Below are 13,430 nucleotides of genomic sequence, written 5' to 3' on the forward strand. Positions count from 1 at the left end.
GGGCAGTCATGGTGAGCCTCGCCGTTGCGCTTCAAGAATGGCGATGGAGACGTGTTTGGGAGATCGCTGCTGAATTCCCAGCAGCCTGGCGCAACTGACGGCCGTCATCACCCCCACCGCGACCGCCGATGCGCCCACCAACAGGAGCTTGCGCCAGACAGTGGCCCCGGCGAACTGGTCCGCCAAGCGCCCGTGTGTGCGCCGCACCCACTCGTCGATCCTCAAGTCATACATGCGAAGCCGCCGAACCTCCATATGCGCTTCTAACCACGAGAACATCGCCGCCAGGTTATGGCGCTCGACGGCGCTAGAGCCCTCCGCCAGAAGGAGAACCGTGGCTGCTGTAGCGCGTTCGAGCGCCGGTGCGGCCATGGCGAGCGCCTGTGTGCGCTCTTCGGTCCGGCTCGCGAGTATCCCGACGAACAGCGACGAAGGCCGAGCCGCCGCCGTCGTGTCGAGATCGGAATCAAAGGCGCAGAGCTCGCCGAAGACGCTGCGTCCGATAACTTGAGCCTGCAGGTCAAGATCATGGTCGCGGCGCGCGAGGCCCGACAGGACGCGCGCGACCCGCCAACGCGGATGCCAGAATCGAAGCCGCCCTGGCCGCCCGGCCAGAAGCGCTCGCGCCAACCGCCTTACGGGTCCGGGCGGCGGGCGCGGCGGTTCCATGCGTGCGCTGGCGAGCTCCGGGGGGTCCGCGACGACGCCTCGTTCCGCGCGGTCGGCGCGCCACATCGCCACCGCTGCGAGCCAGCCGACATGATCCTTCAGCAGCAGCGGCTCGGGAGCGCTGGCGAGCACCTCGTTCACGAAGGTCTCGGACGCCTCGACCGCCGACGCCACGCCGGGGCCCGGATCGGCCGCACGGAAGAAGAGCGGGGTATGGGCCTGGTCACGGTGAAACTTCACCGACCACCGCCCAATGGCCTTCGCGGCTCGCTTCGGGTCAGCCCTCCCGATCTGGAACAAGTCAAGCTCATGTTCCAGGGCGGCCAACTCGAGGGCGAAGAATTCGTCGCTATCATTCAGTATGACGGGCTTGGCGTCCGGAACTTGCAGCGGGATCAGGCCGTAGTCGCAGAAGCTCTCGGCCGATCTTACCGGAGGCTTGATCTTCAGCGCTAGGGGAAACAGGCAGAAGCCACGGCCCACCAGGGTCTGCGGCTCCGGCCGCCAGACATAAAGATGGGCGCCAGTCGAATGAATCTCGCCCTGATCCATCCGGGCGCAAAGCACCGTCGGATGCAGGGTCCGCAGCGCGATCGACACGAGGTCGCGCGCCGACACCGAGAGCACAGTAGGGGATTGCTTTCGAGCCGCGAGAAGCTCGACGGCCTCGGACTCGATCACCCGCAAGCTCGGAGACAGGACCGCCGTGGCGCCCGCATCGAGCGCGCGCACCAAACCGCCCAGGGCGTTGCGGGACAGGATGAAATCGCTGTTGAGCAAGACCGCCGATCCGCCGTCCGGCCCGATCGACCGCGCCAACGCCCGATGGTAGGCGAGCGTCAAGGTCACATAGGTTGCCGCCGAGGAGAGTAGGTCGTCGATCGAGATGAAGTCAACGTCAGCCAGGGCGCTCAGCTCATCCAGCGCCCGGCTGGCGCGCAACGCTGGGATGTCCTGGGTACGGGTGACGATACTGAAGCTCACGGGCCGGGTCGCAGCGACGGCCGGGATGTTCTCGTCGGCGAGTAACGACGGCAGGGCGAAATCCACGAACGGGCGAAGGTAGGCCGACCCCCATACCGGCACCACAAGCAACAAGGGGTCCCGCCCGCCCTCGGGCGGGCGACGTCCTAGGCTTTCTTCGCTCGCAATCAATTGGGTCTCCCAACTGGACCATAGGGCCGGCTCGCGACAATCCAGCCAGCCTTCTACGGGCGCCGGCGCCCACCGGCAATGCGGGTCGGACGGCGCTACGCCTGCCGTAGGCGCACGGCTGGAATGTGGCGCGCATGTCGCTGAACTGCGCCCGGCCTCTCGAAAGCCCCACTCCCGATCCGCTCCGACGCCGCAATTTTCGGCAACTAGGTTCTGTTGACGACGTGCCTGAGCCAGAGTCGGGCGGAGGCGGCGAGAATGAAGCCGATGTAGCCTGTCGGCGGTCTTGTCGTATCGGGTGCCCTTGGCGGCCGAGGCCTGCATGAGCGTCGCTGACCATCTTTCGATCGTGGATCGCCGGGTGGAGCGCCTGCGCAATCTCGACCCGGAGGCGCCGTGCTGCGCCGCGGCCGAAGAGCTGGTGCGCGGTGAGCTCCTGCCCCTGTGGCGTGAAACCCGGGAGAGAGTCTCCGGCGCGACCCGGACCCTGGGCATCATCTTGGATGAAACCTTGGAGGCTGGCGCCGAATGCGTCTCTCCATCGGACGTGGGATTCCACAACGCGCTCGTGTCGGGGCGTCGCGTGACATTCATCGATTTCGAGTACGCCGGCCGTGACGATCCGGCCAAGCTCGTCGCAGACCTGTTCTGCTGCCCGGAAGCGCCGCCGCCCTTTGGTGAGTTCGAAAGCTTCGTCGATCGCCTGTTCGCTGGACTGGGACTTGCCGACGTCCACGCCGCGCGCTGCCGACTGCTGATCGATGTCCATCGCCTCAAATGGGCGTGTATCGTGCTCAACCAATTCCTTCCGATAGGCCGCCAGCGTCGGGCGTTCGCCGCCCAGTCCGGCGCGGCGGAGGCCCCCGAGGCCTTGCTCGCTCGCACAAGGCGTAGCCTGGCACAAATCGGATATTCAAGCTGATTAAGGAAGCCAACATGCCCTACCGAGAATTCGTCAGCCTGGTCCACAAGGCGACCGCCCGCAACTATCTCGAGCGCGTCAATGAGGTCGACAAGGCTGTGGTCGCGGAGGTCGCCACCCAGTTCGGTGAAGCGTATTGGGACGGCACGCGCCTGCAAGGCTACGGCGGTTACCGATACGACGGGCGCTGGCGCAAGGTGGCCGACGCCATGATCCAGGCCTATGACCTGAAACCCGGCATGCGTGTTCTGGACGTAGGTTCGGGCAAGGGGTTCCTGCTCCACGACTTCAAGGAAGCCTGTCCGGGCCTGGAACTGCACGGTCTGGAATATTCAACTTACGCCATCGACAAGACGATGGAGTCTGTGCGGTCCAATATCACCCACGGCACCGCCGCCAGACTTCCATGGCCAGACGACTATTTCGACCTCGTCGTCTCCATAACCACCCTGCACAACCTCTACAACTACGACCTCTGGGATGCGCTGCGGGAGATGAAGCGGGTATCCAGGGGGCACAAGTACCTATGTGTGGAAGCTTATCGAAACGAGAAGGAAAAAGTAAATCTCATGTATTGGCAGCTCACCTGCCGCATATTCCACACACCTGCCGAATGGGAAGCGGAGTTCAAGCTCACTGACTACACAGGCGACTACGAATTCATCTACTTCGAATAGAGCGTCGCACCAACGGGATCGGCGTCGCCGAAGTCTACACGCGCTTGCCGCAGGCTCTCAGGCGAGCCGATGTCCCGGTGGTAGCCCGCGTGATGATGCGCAAGGATCCTGCCGAGGTAGAGCGGGATGACCTCGGTGCTCAGATCCAGCGTCTCCTCGGCGAACAGGGTCTTGCAGGTCGAGATGACCTCGGGCTCGAAGATGTAGACAGCGGCGTTCGCGCGGGTCCCGGGAGGATCAGGAACTTTCTCGTGAAAGGCCGTCACGACGTCTTCGTCGTCCCGTTCCACGATGCCGCTGGCGCGAGGCTGGTCGGTATCGAAGGTCGCCATCGTCATGGCGCACCTCGGCGGCCGGCCGGCGTGGGCGCGTATCATGCCCGGCAAGCCTAAATCCGACAGGTTGTCGGCGTGGAGCACCAATCCTGCCTCGCCTTGGAAGAATTCAGCGTTGGCGGCCACCGTCCCGCCGGTCCCGAGCAGACGGGGTTCGTGAACGATCTCCACCTTGCCGCTCTCGCCGTAGCCGGCGAGGAAGCCGACCACGAGTTCGCTAAGATAGTGGGTGTTCACGAGCACGCGCTCCAACCCAGCAGCCAGCAAGGCGTCCAACCAGTGCTGCAGCAACGGCTTGCCGGCGATGGGCACGAGGCACTTCGGCAGGTGATTGGTTATCGGGCGGAGGCGGCTGCCAAGCCCTGCCGCGAGCAGAAGTGCGCGCATGAAAAGACTCCATTCATCAGCGAAACTGCGTAGAGGGCTGAGGTGATCTCGGGGTCGGCCCCAAATGGCAACAGCGTGCGGACGTCCCCTCGATCCGGCTGAGCTACCGGGCCACACCGACCGTGTTAGCGCGGCGTGCCGCGGCAGCTCAAATGAAAACGCCCGGCGCTAAGGTCGAAGTGTCTCGCCGTCATCCCGTCTGGCGAGTCAGGCCGCGACGGCCGTGGTCTTCACCGGCGACTTTCGCAGCATGACGATCGCGGCCTCGGGGTCGATGCATCCGATGGCGGCGACCTCGCGGGCCATGCGATCCAGGTGTTTGGTCCCGCAGTGTGGGACTCAGCTTAGCTGAGTGCCCACGCCGGGAGGAGCTATGAGCCAGATACTCCACGGCAGCGCCACGACCACGCACACCATCCGAGCGGCGATACGGCGATCGATGATCCTCCCCCGGATTGGTGGACACCCATGCTAGCTCTGAGGAGCTGGAGAGGAGTGTCAGATGAGCGGTACGCGCCGGGTGTTTCCGGAGACGTTCAAGCGCGAGGCGGTCGACCGGATGGCTGTGAGCGGCCTGTCGGTGGGCGCGGTGGCACGGGAGCTGGGGCTGCACGAGACGGTGCTTCGACGATGGATGATGCAGTTCGGGGTGCAGGCGACGGGGGCGGCGAGGCGCCCCACCACGCAAGCGCCGGCCCCGTCGCCGTCTGACCTGGCCGCGGAGAACGCTCGGCTTCGGCGCGAGAACGAGCGGCTGCGGATGGAGCGCGACATTCTAAAAAAAGCCGCGCTCATCTTCGGAGTGGCCTCCCGATGAAGTTCGGGTTCGTCAATGAGCATCGCGCTGTGTGGCCGGTTCGGGTGATGTGCGCGGTCCTGGGGCTGTCGGCCAGCGGCTACCACGCCTGGCGCTCCAGGCCCGAGAGCGCACGGGCGCAGGCCAACCGCGCGTTGCTGGACGACATCCGCCGGATCCACGCCGACAGCAGCGGGACCTACGGCTCGCCCAGGGTGCATGCGGTGCTGCGCGGCCACGGCCTCCGCGTCGGGCGCTCGCGGATCGAGCGGCTGATGCGCCACGCCGCCCTGCGGGGTCTCGCGGCTCTGCCCGGCGCACGCGCACCACCGACAGCCGCCACGGCTATCCGATCGCGCCCAACCGGCTCGGGCGCAACTTCACCACCCAGGCCCTGAACCAGGTCTGGCTCGCCGACCTCACCTACATCCCCACCGGCGAGGGCTGGCTGTACCTGGCCACCGTGCTCGACCTCTTCACCCGCAAGATCGTCGGCTGGTGCATGCGGCCCACCCTGCACGTGGAGATCGCCCTGGGCGCCCTGCAAATGGCCATCGAGCGCCAGCGGCCGGCGCCCGGCCTGATCCATCACTCCGACCGTGGCATCGAGTACGCCGCCGAGGCCCACCGCTCCGCCCTGGCTCGAGCCGGCATCACCCCCTCGATGAGCCGCAAGGGCGACTGCCGGGACAACGCCCCGCTGGAGAGCTTCTTCCACACCCTCAAGACCGAGCGCGTCCATCACCGGGTCTACGCCACGCGCGACCAGGCCCGCAGGGAGTACATCGAGGGCTTCTACAATCCCCGCCCCCTGCACTCAGCCCTGGGCTACATCAGCCCTGCCGAAGCCGAGCGCAGAGCGGCCTAACCCCGTCCACTTCTTCGGGGGAGGATCAATGCCGGCTTCCTTGCTGTCTAGCGCGCGCTTCGTTCGATCCAAAGCCGGCGCGCGGTCGCCTCTCGGCCCGTCAGCGGGGCGGTGAGATCACATCGATGCAAGAATGAGAGCCCGATCTCATTGCCCCGTCGCCACGCGATTTCGCCCTCGAAGGCGTCGCCCGAACGACAGACCAGCAACATCAATGGTTGCGAAAGATCATCAGGCGCGCCCAGCCGGACACGCGCGCCAGAATCGGTCAGGTCACGGATCGTACAGTCGACGGTCAGGTCGGCGGGACCGTGAATCAAGATGCCGGTCAAGAGAACCCTTCGCCGGAGTTCCTCACGGCGTTCTGCGCCGACGGCTTGGGAAGGAGGGGGCGGACGCTCGACCATGAGACCAGGATGGGGCTGAAAGCTTGAAGCGGGCTTTACGGCGTCCCGCAAGAAGGTCGCCTCTAAGCCCTAGGCTCCTCCGGTTCATCGCCCAGATCGGGAGCTATCGGTGCGGCTTCGGGTCGGCCGCCACCGCTCGCAACGGCCACAGCCTTTAGATGCCAACTTGCCGCTTCATCGATCAGGCGTCCGCGCTCGGCCATGTTCGCCGCCGCCGCCGCCTGGCCCAATAGCTCGTCAGCCTTTCGGCGATAGGTTTCGACTAGCAGCGCGTCGATCATGCGGGTCTCAATTCTCATCGAGTGGTCGGGTACCCGACTATTCGTAACGCCGTTCTTTGTCACCCAACCTGGGGGCGAAACGACCCAAGAAATGCGACAAGGGAGCGGGCTCCTCCTCGTATGTCCCGACACGAGCCGCCTAGCTGAGGTCGCCGCGGTCTCGATCGGCATCCAGAGCTCGCGAACCGGAGCCAATCGGCATCACCGTCGCCGGGATTTTTCCTTGGCGTCACTGCGACCAGGGCGCCTTCGGAGGATCAGATCGGTGATCTTGGCCGCCGAGATCTTGCACGCTCGTGAGTCGGCCGCGCTCAGTGAATTCAATCCTTCGAAACCACTGTTGGTGCTACAACCTGGGGCATAGGCGCGTCGGGAAAGGCCGACCTCATGACGTCACCGTCGTTGCGCACCCCTCCGACCACCGAGAGCCTCGCAGTGCTGCCGCTCGTGCTTGAGACGGCCTTGGACGGTGTCGTCGTCATGGGAACCGACGGGGTCATGCGGGATTGGAACCACCAGGCCGAAAGCATCTTCGGATGGTCGCGGGCGGAGGCTGTCGGTCGGCCCCTGGCCGACCTCATCATTCCAGAACCGCTTCGCCAAGCGCATCGGGAAGGTCTCGATCGGTTCCTCAAGACTGGTGAGGGGCCGCTCCTCGGCCGACGAATAGAGGTTACGGCCATCCGCAAATCGGGTGCGGAGTTCGCTATCGAGCTTTCCATCTCGCCTGTGAACATGGACGGCTCGATCTTCTTCCTGGGCTTTATCCGGGACATCTCCGAACGCCGTCGCCATGAAGAATTCCTGAAGCGGCAGGCGCGCGAGGCCGAGGTGTTGAACCACGTCACCACGCTGGCCGCAGAAACCGAGTCGCTCGATGAAATCCTGCGCCTTTGCCTGGCCTCTGTCTGCGAACTGACCGGGTGGCCGGCGGGGCACGCCTATCTGCCACAGAGGGGCGCCTCGCCGCGGCTTGCCTCGAGCATGATCTGGCATGGCGACCTCAGTCGATTTTCCGCACTCAAGGCGATCACCGAGGCCACCACCTTCGGGCCGGGCGAGGGCTTGCCTGGCCGCATCTGGAGCAGGCGGGAGCCTTGCTGGATCTTGGATGTCGACCACAGCGACGCCTTTCCCCGCGCATGGCTCGCCGAGGAGGTCGGCGTGCGCTCCGCCTTCGGCTTTCCCATCATGAGCGGCGGCGACGTGACCGCGATCCTGGAGTTTTTCAGTCACGAGGCGGCGGAGCTCGACCCTCGCCTCCTGCACATCGTCCGGGCGCTTGGCCAGCAGGTCGGCCGAGTGCTGGAACGCCGCGCCGTGCAGGAGCGCCAAGCGCTCCTGTTGGCGGAACTCGACCATCGCGCCAAGAACATGCTGGCGGTTGTGATAGGCATGGCCGATCAGACCGCCCGGCGGTCGGACTCGCTGGAAAGCTTTCAGGAGACATTCTCGGCGCGCGTAGGCGCCCTGGCTCGGGGCTACACCCTGATCACCGCCAGCCGCTGGCGGACGACCTCGCTGGAGGCGATCGTCCGCGAGATCGTCGAGCCATACGTCGCCGACGGCCAGGCGCAGATGGAGATGAGCGGTGACGCCATGGTCCTGTCCCCGAAGGCGGCCCTGGCGGTGACCATGATCCTGCACGAACTGGTCTCCAACGCCACGAAGTACGGGGCGCTCTCCATGCCGAGTGGTCGGATAAACATCAGGTGGGCGGTCTCGGCGGGCAGCCGGCGCAGGGTCGAATTGGAGTGGCGGGAGACGGGCATGATCGGTCTGCAGCGTCCCACGCGGCGCGGGTTCGGCGCCAAACTCATCGAGGCCACCGCGAGCCGAGAACTTGGTGGAGACGTTACAACCGAGTTCGCCCCGGAGGGGGTGCGCTATCGCTTCAGATTCCCGGAACCTGATATTCAAACAGCAGCATGAGACACTTCGACGGATCCGTATTCGCAGCGGCGCTGCTCGAGCCCGCGACCGCCAACCTCTGGTGCGCCAGCGTCGCGCCAAAGGCGCCCGCGCCAACAGGCGCCCTTTCCCCGGTCGAGAAGACCGGGCGCCTGCGCGTCCTGATCGTGGAGGACGAGATGATCGTCGCCATGAGCCTGGAATCCTTGGTCGAAGACTTCGGCTTCGAGGTCTGCGCCATGGCCGCGACGGGGGCCGAGGCCGTGACTTTCGCCAAGGCGCTCCGCCCGGACCTCATTCTCATGGACGTGAACCTGATCGGCGACATGGACGGCGTCGAAGCGGCGCGACAGGTTCGCGAAACCATGGACGCGCGGATCGTTTTCGTGACGGCCTATGGGAGCGGCGAGGTCGTCGAGCGCATCCAATCCACCATTCCCCACGCTGTCGTCGTATCCAAGCCGGTTGTCGGTTCGGCGCTTCTGCGCGCGATTGAGCGCACCGACCCCGATTGACCCGCTCGGATGGGCGCATAGGCGCTTGCGCCTTTCGTCCCTGAGCCGCGGTCGAGCAAGCCTAGGGGCTTGTGGCGCATGACGCAGGCGCTGGATTGCGGGCCGATGCTTGGCAGGCGGCCAGTGAAGGGACCTTAGCTGCCTTGACTGTCAGAGTATTCCGCGGTGCTGACGACAAACAAAAAGCCACCGGCGTGGCCGCGTGGCCGGGGTGCAAAGGATATTCGCTCGAATGCCCTCCGCAATCGTTCCTATGGACGAGGGCGGATGCTGCGCTGATCGATCGCCGACGAACCGGCCAACCTAGGATTGGCGTACGCTAATCTTGGGTTCGGGGGCTTCCGTCTTGATCGCAGCCTCAATGGCCCGCATGAGGTCCGGAATTTGAATGGGTTTCGCCGCATGTTCGCTGAATCCCAAGCCAAGATAGTGATCCCGGCCGCCGGAGACTACATCGGCCGTGAGGGCCACAACGGGCGTCAGGCGATTGCGGGCGTTTGACGCGCGCAATTTCTGCAATGCCTCAATCCCCGTCATCCCGGGCATCTGGATGTCCATCAGCACAAGGTCGAAGACCTGGGCTTCAAGGTGAGCCAGGGCCTCAGTTCCGCTTTGTGCTCTCGTGGTCTCGTGACCGAAGGCGGCGAGGAGTTGTTCCAGCACGAGCAGGTTGGTCGAATTGTCGTCGACGACGAGGATCCGCAGCGGGGGCATATCAACCTCATCGGCCACCGACGCTTCTCCCCCGATGAGTTCCTGGCCAGGGTCGGCCAGACCGAGCGGGAGCTCGATGTGGAACACAGATCCCACGCCCAGCTCGCTCGCGGCCCAAATACGTCCGCCCATCAGCTCTGTCAGTCGCTTGGCGATCGAAAGCCCGAGTCCGGTACCGCCGAACCGGCGTTCCGCCGTATCGTCGGCTTGGGAGAAACGGTCAAAGAGTTTGGGAAGGGCGCCGGTGGCGATTCCCGCGCCGGTGTCATGGACTGCGACATGGATCCAGGCGCTATCATCCGTGTTTGGACGAGCCGCGACCAAAATCTTCACTGAGCCACGCTCGGTGAACTTCAGCGCGTTCCCGACAAGATTGAACAAGACCTGCCGCAGCCTCAGGGCATCCACCCAGACATGCCGCGGCACGGCCTCATTGAGCGACAGCGTGAGGGCGACACCTCTTTCGTCGGCGCGCGCGCCCCAGAAGTTGACGATGTGGTCCATGAAGGCGTGGAAATCCTCGACGACCGGCTCGATCTCGAGGCGACCCGCGTCGATCTTCGAAAAGTCGAGAATGTCGTTCAGGATCGACAGCAGATATTCACCGCTTTGGATCAAGGTGTCCAAACGTTCGGTTTGGCGAGGGTCGCGTCCGTCCCGCCGAAGCAGCTGAGCCATGCCGAGCACCCCGTTCATGGGCGTGCGAATCTCGTGGCTCATGGTGGCGAGAAAATTCGACTTCGCGGCATTCGCCCGCCGGGCGTCTTCCCGGGCTTCTTCGGCCAAGATGCGATCTCTCAGCGCCTGGTCGCGCGCGGCCTCGAGTTCCGGGATCATTGCGGCGTTAGCGTTGTAGGCGGCGTGCCACTCACCGATGGCCCTTAGGGTGTGCGTGGAGATGAGGGCGAGCGTGAAGCCAAGCACGCTCAAGGCCCCGATGACGCCGAGCGCCTGGGCGATCGGCAAGACGATTATCGCCACGACCGCGCTCATGAGCAGCGAGGGGGCGGCGAACGCCATCATCACAGATCGCGAGAACGACCCGTTCGCGAGCCCCAGCGCGATCAAGGTGGATGCGATGGCGCTCAGATAGGCGACCTCGCCGAGCCCGGGTCTGGCCAGCACCATGGACATCGGGGCGACGAGGTAGACGCAGGCGCGGAGGCCACAGAGGCCCGCGATCTGCCGAAAACCTATTCGTTCGTCGGTCACGTGACAGGTCAGCGTCCACCGCGCGAGTCTATGCTGCTGGAACCAGTCTACGCCGCTTGCCAGCACAAACCCCATTGCGCCGAGCCAGGGATGGCCGATCGACGCGATGCAGGCCCCGGCGAAGGCGTTGAAAACAAGATGCAAGCGAACGGGAAACCTCAGCCCCAGCAGGGTGAGCTGATACGGACTGGCTCGACCCGTATTGGGGTCATGTCTGACGAAACCCTCGCCGGAAGCCGCCAATGTCCCCTCCCAGAGAGATTCGATCATCGGACGTATAGGGAGAAGGTCTTAATGTTTGCAGACAGCCGAGCGGTGTGGATGTTCCGCGCGCAGCCACATCATCCACAACGTGCCGGCTCGCAGCATGTGAATAGCTCACCGAGCAGGGCGGGCGGCGCGAGGGTGGCTGCTATTTCGGCGCGATCGCAACCGGCGGCCGGAGGATCGGGCGCCAAGGCTGACATGCGTTTTTCTAGGGCGCGACGCGCAGCACCGTGGTGACCTTGACTCGGTACGGGATCCTGAAGCTCGCGAGCCCCGGCACGCCAAACTCGACGACGTAGGTCGTGCTCAGATCGGCGATTTCACCCCCATCGACCTCGACCTTTGTCAAGGTCACCGTAACATCGGGGTTTGCCGTACCGGCCAGATTCGAGGTCACGATCGCCTGGAGGGCGGGTTGCGTCAGCTCGGGGTCGATCACCAGGGCGCGGGAGGCCCGATCCACAGCGTGACGCACGTTGGACAGGCTGTGCTGCGTCCAGCCAAACTGGAAGATGCCAAACAGCATCATCAGCATGATCGGCGCGACAATCGCGAACTCCACGACGGTCGCGCCGCGTTCGTCGCCCGCGAGCCTGAGGTCTTTGCGGGAGCTACCGAACACGGACGGTGGTCGTGTCGAGCATGACATCCGCCGAATTGACATCCAATCCCGGCGCGCTCGCGGTTAGCGTTACATAGACTGCGGGCGGCCGGCTGGCCGGACAGAGGTCGGTGCAGGCGATCGCAGTCGTCCCGCAGCGGCACGCGCGCGAGACGGTCATAGCGCTGGTCGCCGGCCGATTTCGCCAGCCGTTCTGAACGAGCGACGCGGCGATCGCGTCGTCCGTTCCCCCGTTCTGATAATACTCGGCGCCGACCTTCAGGGCGCTTCGCATGTCCTGATGGCGATCGGCGAACTCCCAGAGCATGAACGAGGTGGCCGCGAGCAGCGCGATTACAGGCGTGATGATCGCGAATTCCACGGCCGCCACGCCGCGCTCGTCCCGCAATCCGCGAAGAAGGGTTGGCATGATCATGCGGTGAGCCTCACCAGGTTTGGCAGGGGGATGGCCGTCATGCCTTGGGCGGTGCAATCGGCAGCGACGGTGGTGTTCCCCGTCCATTGAACCGTTCGCGCAACGACTTGCAAACACCCGTTGACGCCCGAAAAATTGCCCTGGTAGTCGACTTCCTGCGACGCGAAGTAGATCGCGCCCGTCATTTGCGAGCCGGCGTCGCCAAGGAACTTGTTCGTTCCGCCGATGCTGCCGCGGTCGCCGAAAAAGAGGACGCCGGAGTAGATGCCGCTCGTCGGTGCGGCGAGGTCGATATGGGCGGAGCCGTTCATCTTCACGTGGCCGCCGCCGGTCATATAGATCGTGACCCCGGAGCCGGTGACGCTCGCCGTCGCATTCACCGTCAGGTCGCCCGCCACATAGTAGACACCCGGCTGGAGGGTCATTTCGCCCTTCAAGGTCATCCCACTGCAGTAGCGTCCGGGGCTCAGGCTGCCGTTCGCTGGGACGGACCGGCATCCGCCGGTGGGGGAGGGGGCCGGCAGGGCCTTGAACGGGTCGGCGACCGGAGGAGCCCGGGTCATGGGCGCCTCGCATTTCGACAGGGTCAGCCCGGCCGTGGCCGTGACGCCGCCCGCGGAGATGACGCAATCGGCCTTGAGCTTGGCCGCGCCCTGGACGGTGACAGCGTCTGCGGCCGCGGAATTCGCCATGACGCTGCAACCGTCGAGGGTCAGTTGTGAGCTCCCGGAAAAACGGGCCGCACTGCCTGCGGTCGGATCGAGCGCGAGAATGCAGGCGTTCGCGGCGGAGCTGAACGTCGCCACAGCGCGGGTCGAGAACTCGACATTCTCCTTGAGGAAAAAGGCGCTGAAGAGCCGCGGGGCCTCATCGCGCAGGATTACTTCCACCTGGCCGCCACCCGCCATGTCCTGCGGAAGGACCTCGATCGAACCTGTCGTCAGGTCGAAGCCGTTGTCCTGCGCTGTGAGCGTCGCGATCGCGGCGACCTCCTCGTCGGTAGAGCCGGAGCGGTCTTCGATCGCCGCGGCGAAGGCGGCGGCATCCGCCGCAGCCTGCATCTCCGTGCGCTTGGCGTACCAGAGGGTGGTTTCGACCCCCAAGGCCCCACCGCCGATCACCAGCGGCAGCGCCAGGGCAAACAGCACCGCGACGTTTCCGCCCTGCTCAGCCGCGAACGACCGGAGTCGCATCATCCTCGCCCACCCCCAGGACGGAAAGTCCTAAAGGCACAGTGGGACCATCGTATTGAATCCGGCCTTAAGCAGAGAGGTTAA

General features: G+C 65.0%; 12 protein-coding genes and 2 pseudogenes. 5 read left to right on the top strand and 9 right to left on the bottom strand.

Annotated features, from left to right (window positions below; genetic code table 11):
- Positions 1 to 6: 6 nt before the first annotated feature.
- Entirely contained in the window at positions 7 to 1,767 is a 1,761-nt protein-coding gene (locus ACO06I_RS19700) for a hypothetical protein (protein ID WP_421934320.1), read from the bottom strand.
- Between the two features lie 379 nt (positions 1,768 to 2,146).
- On the opposite strand from ACO06I_RS19700, the gene ACO06I_RS19705 reads away from it, so the two are divergent.
- Together ACO06I_RS19705 and ACO06I_RS19710 are read left to right on the top strand one after the other, a co-directional pair.
- On the top strand, positions 2,147 to 2,746 hold the full coding sequence (locus tag ACO06I_RS19705; protein ID WP_421934321.1) for a hypothetical protein: 600 nt from the start codon (positions 2,147 to 2,149) through the stop codon (positions 2,744 to 2,746).
- Positions 2,747 to 2,760: 14 nt separating this feature from the next.
- On the top strand, positions 2,761 to 3,423 hold the full coding sequence (locus tag ACO06I_RS19710; RefSeq protein ID WP_421934322.1) for a class I SAM-dependent methyltransferase: 663 nt from the start codon (positions 2,761 to 2,763) through the stop codon (positions 3,421 to 3,423).
- On the opposite strand, the gene ACO06I_RS19715 is transcribed toward ACO06I_RS19710, so the two are convergent.
- Together ACO06I_RS19715 and ACO06I_RS19720 are read right to left on the bottom strand one after the other, a co-directional pair.
- On the bottom strand, positions 3,411 to 4,145 hold the full coding sequence (locus ACO06I_RS19715) for a nucleotidyltransferase family protein (RefSeq protein WP_421934323.1): 735 nt from the start codon (positions 4,143 to 4,145) through the stop codon (positions 3,411 to 3,413). The genes ACO06I_RS19710 and ACO06I_RS19715 overlap by 13 nt on opposite strands.
- Positions 4,146 to 4,352: 207 nt before the next feature.
- Positions 4,353 to 4,460, bottom strand: a pseudogene (locus ACO06I_RS19720) (CarD family transcriptional regulator); the annotation flags it as partial.
- A gap of 187 nt (positions 4,461 to 4,647) precedes the next feature.
- Between ACO06I_RS19720 and ACO06I_RS19725 the strand changes: the two are divergent.
- Positions 4,648 to 5,809: pseudogene (locus ACO06I_RS19725) on the top strand (IS3 family transposase).
- A gap of 47 nt (positions 5,810 to 5,856) precedes the next feature.
- On the opposite strand, the gene ACO06I_RS19730 reads toward ACO06I_RS19725, so the two are convergent.
- Together ACO06I_RS19730 and ACO06I_RS19735 are read right to left on the bottom strand one after the other, a co-directional pair.
- Positions 5,857 to 6,216: a PilZ domain-containing protein gene (locus ACO06I_RS19730; protein ID WP_421935107.1), complete on the bottom strand. Its 360-nt coding sequence runs from the start codon at positions 6,214 to 6,216 to the stop codon at positions 5,857 to 5,859.
- A gap of 62 nt (positions 6,217 to 6,278) precedes the next feature.
- Positions 6,279 to 6,497 carry a hypothetical protein gene (locus ACO06I_RS19735; protein ID WP_421934324.1) on the bottom strand — a complete coding sequence of 73 codons (219 nt, stop codon included), beginning with the start codon at positions 6,495 to 6,497 and terminating at the stop codon, positions 6,279 to 6,281.
- A gap of 387 nt (positions 6,498 to 6,884) precedes the next feature.
- On the opposite strand from ACO06I_RS19735, the gene ACO06I_RS19740 reads away from it, so the two are divergent.
- A complete protein-coding gene (locus ACO06I_RS19740; protein WP_421934325.1) occupies positions 6,885 to 8,429 on the top strand; it encodes a PAS domain S-box protein in 1,545 nt (514 codons plus the stop codon).
- Positions 8,426 to 8,923: a response regulator gene (locus tag ACO06I_RS19745; RefSeq protein WP_421934326.1), complete on the top strand. Its 498-nt coding sequence runs from the start codon at positions 8,426 to 8,428 to the stop codon at positions 8,921 to 8,923. Before ACO06I_RS19740 ends, ACO06I_RS19745 begins: the two co-directional genes overlap by 4 nt.
- 303 nt (positions 8,924 to 9,226) lie before the next feature.
- Here the strand turns inward: ACO06I_RS19745 and ACO06I_RS19750 are convergent, their stop codons facing one another.
- The 4 genes from ACO06I_RS19750 to ACO06I_RS19765 all read right to left on the bottom strand — a co-directional run bounded on the left by ACO06I_RS19750 (position 9,227) and on the right by ACO06I_RS19765 (position 13,301).
- The gene (locus tag ACO06I_RS19750; RefSeq protein WP_421934327.1) at positions 9,227 to 11,119 is read right to left on the bottom strand and encodes an ATP-binding protein; all 1,893 of its coding nucleotides are present in this window, start codon (positions 11,117 to 11,119) and stop codon (positions 9,227 to 9,229) included.
- 205 nt (positions 11,120 to 11,324) lie between these two features.
- A complete protein-coding gene (locus tag ACO06I_RS19755) occupies positions 11,325 to 11,738 on the bottom strand; it encodes a TadE/TadG family type IV pilus assembly protein (RefSeq protein WP_421934328.1) in 414 nt (137 codons plus the stop codon).
- Positions 11,728 to 12,153 (bottom strand): TadE/TadG family type IV pilus assembly protein, encoded by a 426-nt coding sequence (locus tag ACO06I_RS19760; RefSeq protein ID WP_421934329.1) that lies wholly within the window; start codon positions 12,151 to 12,153, stop codon positions 11,728 to 11,730. Before ACO06I_RS19760 ends, ACO06I_RS19755 begins: the two co-directional genes overlap by 11 nt.
- Positions 12,150 to 13,301 carry a pilus assembly protein TadG-related protein gene (locus ACO06I_RS19765; protein WP_421934330.1) on the bottom strand — a complete coding sequence of 384 codons (1,152 nt, stop codon included), beginning with the start codon at positions 13,299 to 13,301 and terminating at the stop codon, positions 12,150 to 12,152. The genes ACO06I_RS19760 and ACO06I_RS19765 overlap by 4 nt, the downstream gene beginning before the upstream one ends.
- Between the last annotated feature and the right edge of the window lie 129 nt (positions 13,302 to 13,430).

The organism is Phenylobacterium sp. (genome assembly GCF_965229015.1).
Classification (GTDB): Bacteria; Pseudomonadota; Alphaproteobacteria; order Caulobacterales; family Caulobacteraceae; genus Phenylobacterium.

Bases quoted from the DNA above. Each gene is read 5' to 3' on its own strand.
- ACO06I_RS19705 (WP_421934321.1), top strand. From the start codon at position 2,147: ATGAGCGTCGCTGACCATCTTTCGATCGTGGATCGCCGGGTGGAGCGC.
- ACO06I_RS19710 (WP_421934322.1), top strand. From the start codon at position 2,761: ATGCCCTACCGAGAATTCGTCAGCCTGGTCCACAAGGCGACCGCCCGC.
- ACO06I_RS19715 (WP_421934323.1), bottom strand. From the start codon at position 4,145: ATGCGCGCACTTCTGCTCGCGGCAGGGCTTGGCAGCCGCCTCCGCCCG.
- ACO06I_RS19730 (WP_421935107.1), bottom strand. From the start codon at position 6,216: ATGGTCGAGCGTCCGCCCCCTCCTTCCCAAGCCGTCGGCGCAGAACGC.
- ACO06I_RS19735 (WP_421934324.1), bottom strand. From the start codon at position 6,497: ATGATCGACGCGCTGCTAGTCGAAACCTATCGCCGAAAGGCTGACGAG.
- ACO06I_RS19740 (WP_421934325.1), top strand. From the start codon at position 6,885: ATGACGTCACCGTCGTTGCGCACCCCTCCGACCACCGAGAGCCTCGCA.
- ACO06I_RS19745 (WP_421934326.1), top strand. From the start codon at position 8,426: ATGAGACACTTCGACGGATCCGTATTCGCAGCGGCGCTGCTCGAGCCC.
- ACO06I_RS19750 (WP_421934327.1), bottom strand. From the start codon at position 11,119: ATGATCGAATCTCTCTGGGAGGGGACATTGGCGGCTTCCGGCGAGGGT.
- ACO06I_RS19760 (WP_421934329.1), bottom strand. From the start codon at position 12,153: ATGATCATGCCAACCCTTCTTCGCGGATTGCGGGACGAGCGCGGCGTG.